The sequence below is a fragment of the Streptomyces europaeiscabiei genome (assembly GCF_001550375.1).
Lineage (GTDB): Bacteria > Actinomycetota > Actinomycetes > Streptomycetales > Streptomycetaceae > Streptomyces > Streptomyces europaeiscabiei.
Map to the genome: position 1 here is coordinate 1 of NZ_LRTR01000477.1, position 4,931 is coordinate 4,931.

Here is a 4,931-nt window from a genome sequence, read left to right on the forward strand (position 1 = left end):
GTGGCCTCCCGGTCGCCGGGCGTGCCGCCGGGCGCGTCGGCGCCGTCGGAGGGCGTCCCGTCGCCCCGTCCCTCCGGCTCGTCCGTCTCCGAGGTCGCGGGCTCCGTGCTCACAGCGTGCTCCAGTCGTGATCGGGATAGCGGTGCACAGGCGCCGACACGTCGTCGAGAGCCCGGCAGATCTCGTCAGGAAGACTAAGGGTCTCCACTGACAATGCCCCCGCGAGCTGCAGCGCGTTGCGCGCGCCGATGATGGGCGCGGCCACGCCGGGCCGGTCGCGGACCCAGGCGAGGGCCACCTGGATCGGGGTCACGGCGAGGCCGTCCGCGGCGGTCTGCACCGCGTCGACGATGCTGGTCGCCGCCTCGTCGAGGTACGGCGCGACGAACGGCGCCATGTGCTCCGAGCCGCCCCGCGAGTCCGGGGGTGTGATGTGGCGGTACTTGGCGGTCAGCACCCCCCTGCCCAGCGGCGAGGACGGCAGCAGGCCGATGCCCAGGTCCAGCGCGGCGGGCAGCACCTCGCGCTCGATGCCGCGTTGCAGCAGGGAGTACTCCAGCTGCGTACTGGCCAGGCGGGTGCGTATGCCGGGGGCCGCGAGCTGCCAGGTGGCGGCCTTCGCGAGCTGCCAGCCGCAGAAGTTGGAGACTCCGGCGTAGCGGGCCCGGCCGCTGCTGACGGCCAGGTCGAGCGCCTGGAGTGTTTCGTCCAACGGGGTTTCGGGGTCGTAGGCGTGGATGTGCCAGACGTCGACGTAGTCCGTGCCGAGGCGGGCCAGGGAGGCGTCCAGGGCGGCGAGGAGATGGCCGCGGGATCCGTCGAAGCGGCGGTCGGGGTCCGGGACGCTGCCGGCCTTCGTGGAGATGACCAGGTCGCGTCGGGGCACGAGCCCGTCCATCAACTGCCCGAGCAGGTACTCCGCCTCGCCGTCCCCGTACACGTCCGCCGTGTCGACGAGGCTGCCGCCCGCCTCCCAGAACAGCTTCAACATGTCCGCGGCGTCATGCTCGTCCGTGTCGCGGCCCCACGTCAGGGTGCCGAGCCCGATCCGGGACACACGCAGGCCGGTACGGCCGAGATGCCTCTGCTCCATGAACGGCGACATTACTGGCCGGAGTTCGCCACGTGGGGGCCTGTGGACAACCGATTTCCCCGACGGAGCCGCGCTTCGATTCGGCCGGGCATTCCAGGATCGTGGCTTGTCCGCGGCCGAGTGGGGGCTGGTCGCGCGGTTCCCCGCGCACCTGGAGACGGCCCCGCGGGCCGATCCTGAAGGGCCGCGGGCTCTTCGAGGTGCGCGGGAAACCGCGCGATCAGCCACAGTCCACCCGCACCCGCCCTGCAACGTCGGCCTCCCGAGCCCTGCCGCGGCGGCCCAGCCCGGTAGGGTCGGAGCGACAAGGACGTTACTGATCGGTAAGGGGAAGGCTGGTCTATATGAAGCTCGGGATCAATCTCGGCTACTGGGGCGCCGGAATGGACGGGGACAACCTGGCCGTGGCCCAGGAGGCCGACCGGCTGGGGTACGCGGTGTGCTGGGCGGCGGAGGCATACGGCTCGGACGCCGCCACCGTGCTCAGCTGGGTCGCCGCCAAGACCGAACGCATCGACGTGGGCTCGGCCATCTTCCAGATCCCGGCCCGCCAGCCCGCGATGACCGCGATGACCGCCGCGACCCTGGACTCGCTCTCCGGCGGCCGCTTCCGGCTCGGCCTCGGTGTCTCGGGACCGCAGGTCTCCGAGGGCTGGTACGGGGTCAAGTTCGACAAGCCGCTGGCCCGCACCCGCGAGTACGTGGAGATCGTCCGCAAGGCGATGACCCGCGAGCGCCTGTCGCACGAAGGCGAGCACTGGACGCTGCCGCTGCCCGGTGGCCCCGGCAAGCCGCTGAAGCTGACCGTGCACCCCACCCGTGAGCACATCCCGCTGTACATCGCCGCGATCGGCCCGAAGAACCTGGAGCAGACCGGCGAGATCGCCGACGGCGCCCTGCTGATCTTCCCGTCGGCCGCGCACCTGGAGGACACCGCCGTCAAGTACCTGCGGGCAGGACGGGAGAAGGCCGGCAAGACCCTCGACGGGTTCGACGTCTGCCCGACCCTGCCACTCGCCGTCGGCGACGACAAGGACGTGACGACGCTCGCCGACACCTTCCGCCCCTACACCGCGCTGTACGTCGGCGGCATGGGCAGCCGCAAGCAGAACTTCTACAACCAGCTCGCCCAGCGCATGGGCTACGAGAAGGAGGCCGCCGAGATCCAGGACAAGTACCTGGCCGGCGACAAGGCCGGGGCCGCGGCCGCCATCCCGCACGAGCTGATCGACCAGACGACGCTGCTCGGTTCCGTGGAGCGCATCGCCGACCGGATGAAGGCCTACGCCGAGGCCGGGGTCACCACCCTCACGCTCGCCCCGGCGGGCTTCACCCTGGACGAGCGGATCGCGTCGCTCCGGGCCGGCTCGGAGGCCATGGAGCTGGCCGGGCTCGCGTAACCCGAACGGCGCAGCGGCCGAGGAGAGCCGCGAATCGGCTGGAACCGGCCGAGCATCGGGATCCGGAAGTACTACGGCCGTGGTGGGGGCTCGGGGGTCTTCCCCGCCACGGCCGTCACCCGGGACAACGCGGCACGCCCCGCTCGGTTACGCCCCATCGCCGCCCCGGCATCCTTCGTTCGGCGGATTTGTCCGACACAGCTGTTGCCCGGCTCCTGGTACCCCATTTGACTCGTTCTCTGCAGGACCCCTGCCAGGACCCCTGCAGAGAGGTGTCTTCGATGCTTTCGGCCAAGAGTCTGTTCCAGGAGATCGTCGACAACGACGAGTCGTTCCGGCTGTTCTGTTCCATCGCCGCAGGCGGGGAGACGCAGGGGGGCTGGGAGAACGCGCGGATCGCCGCGCTCGTCCCACCGAGCGAGCGCGCCCTCGCACCCAAGATCACCCGCCATGGAGCCGACGAGGACAAGCACGGGCGGATCTTCAACGCCCTCATGAAGAAGCGCGGCCTCCAATCCGTGGAGGTCCCGCCCGAGACCGACTACACCATGCTCCTGGAGCGCGGCGGCATCGGCCTCGCGCACGAGAGGCTCAAGGCCGACCGGACCCTCTCGGTGCGGGACATCATCGTCTACCTGTCCCACAGCCGGGTCACCGAACAGCGTGCCGCCGACCAGATGGTGATGCTCCGCAAGCACTTCGGGGCTCACCCCGAGATCGGCAAGGCCGTCCGGATGATCTCCGACGACGAGGACAACCACCTCGCCTACACCCACGAGGAACTGCTGCGCTACGCGGCCGCCGGACACGGGCGCCTCATCCAGCGGACCCTGCGCGAGTGCGCCCTCGCGGAGATCGGCGTCCACCGGGACGTCAGCCTCGCAGTGATGGACCGCATGGGGCGCATCCTGGGCTGGCCGAAGGCCAAGGGGGCCGTCCTCGCCGCGGGCATCCACGCCATGTACGCGTACGAGCGGGCCTTCGGCTGGCGCCGCATGGTCACGCTGGAGACGCCGGCACGCCACGACGCCCTGGGCGGACCGGCGACGGCGGCCCCCGAGTTCGCCTGACGCCCCTTCGTACCCGCTGAGCGCGCGTGGGGCGTCGGGGTTCGTCCACGCGCGCGTACGGCAGGGCGGCACGGAGCCGTGCGGAGGGCTACAGCCAGCCCCGGCGCTTGAAGAGCCGGAACACCAGCACCTCCGTCACGACCATCAGTGCCATCAGTGCCGGGTACGACCACACCCAGTGCAGTTCGGGCATGTGTTCGAAGTTCATGCCGTATACGCCGGCGGCCATGGTCGGGATCGCGGCCATGGCCGCCCAGGCGGAGATCTTCCGCATGTCGTCGTTCTGGCGGACGCTCATCTGCGCCAGGTGCGCGGAGAGGATGTCGGAGACCAGCCGGTCCAGGCCCTCGACGGACTCATTGACGCGGGTGAGGTGGTCGTTGACGTCACGGAAGAAGGGCTGGGCCTTGTCGTCGACGAAGGGCACCGCGGTGGTGTGACCGGCGGTGCCGGAGAGCCGGACGAGCGGTGCGGCGAGGGGCCCGGTGGCCCGGCGGAACTCCAGGACCTGGCGTTTGAAGGTGTAGATCCGGGCCGCCGTGTTCCGTGAGCCGCCGATGTCGGGGGAGAAGACCTCCGCCTCCAGTTCCTCCAGGTCGGTCTGGAGTTCCGTCGCCACGTCCAGGTAGTGGTCGACGGTGGCGTCCGTGATCGCGTACAGCACCGACGTGGGTCCCTTGCCGAGCAGTTCGGGCTCCCGCTCCAGCCGGCTGCGTACGACGCCCAGGGGCGAGCCCTCGCCGTGTCGGACGGTCACGACGAAGGAGTGGCCGAGGAAGACCATCACCTCGCCGGTGGTCACGGTGTCACTGGACGGCTCGTACACGACCGGCTTGAGGACCATGAACAGAGAGTCGTCGTACACCTCCAGCTTGGGCCTCTGGTGCGCCTTCAAGGCGTCCTCCACGGCCAGCGGGTGCAGCGCGAACTCCTCCGTGACCAGAGCGAACTCCTTCTCCGACGGTTCGTGCAGGCCGATCCACACGAAGCCGCCGCAGGCGCGGGCGGCGGCCAGGGCGTCGGAGAGGTCGTCGGGGCCCTCGGTGCGGTGCCCGTCGTGGTAGACGGCGCAGTCGACGATCACTGGAGTTCCTTTCTCGGGGGCCCTGTCCACGAAGACCTGTCCACGAAGACCTGTCCACGGAGACGTGTCCACTGAGGGTTTGTCCGCTGAGGCCTTGTCCAACGGAGGGCTTGTCCACAGGGCCGAAGGGGCCGTCGGGCGGGCGTCTAGGCTGGGGCGCATGCCCACGTTGATCCTTGTCCGGCACGGACGTTCCACCGCCAACACCGAGGGAGTGCTCGCCGGGTGGACGCCCGGGGTCGCCCTCGACGAGCGGGGCGCGGCGCAGGCCGCGGCGCTGCCCG

General features: G+C 70.5%; 5 protein-coding genes. 3 read left to right on the plus strand and 2 right to left on the minus strand.

Translation table 11 applies throughout. From position 1 onward, the window contains the following. Positions 1 to 109 precede the first annotated feature (109 nt). On the minus strand, positions 110 to 1,093 hold the full coding sequence (locus tag AWZ10_RS23140) for an aldo/keto reductase (protein ID WP_037702285.1): 984 nt from the start codon (positions 1,091 to 1,093) through the stop codon (positions 110 to 112). Between the two features lie 344 nt (positions 1,094 to 1,437). On the opposite strand from AWZ10_RS23140, the gene AWZ10_RS23145 reads away from it, so the two are divergent. Both AWZ10_RS23145 and AWZ10_RS23150 read left to right on the plus strand, forming a co-directional pair. Then, positions 1,438 to 2,493, plus strand: coding sequence for an LLM class F420-dependent oxidoreductase (locus AWZ10_RS23145; RefSeq protein ID WP_037701879.1), 1,056 nt, complete (start codon positions 1,438 to 1,440; stop codon positions 2,491 to 2,493). Positions 2,494 to 2,774: 281 nt separating this feature from the next. Beyond that, a complete protein-coding gene (locus tag AWZ10_RS23150; protein ID WP_046707726.1) occupies positions 2,775 to 3,563 on the plus strand; it encodes a hypothetical protein in 789 nt (262 codons plus the stop codon). A gap of 88 nt (positions 3,564 to 3,651) precedes the next feature. On the opposite strand, the gene corA is transcribed toward AWZ10_RS23150, so the two are convergent. Continuing rightward, positions 3,652 to 4,647, minus strand: a complete 996-nt coding sequence (gene corA / locus AWZ10_RS23155) for a magnesium/cobalt transporter CorA (RefSeq protein ID WP_046707725.1) — start codon at positions 4,645 to 4,647, stop codon at positions 3,652 to 3,654. Positions 4,648 to 4,807: 160 nt separating this feature from the next. Here corA and AWZ10_RS47960 point away from each other — a divergent pair. Next, positions 4,808 to 4,931: histidine phosphatase family protein (locus tag AWZ10_RS47960; RefSeq protein WP_199837441.1), on the plus strand; the 124-nt coding region annotated here is incomplete at its 3' end.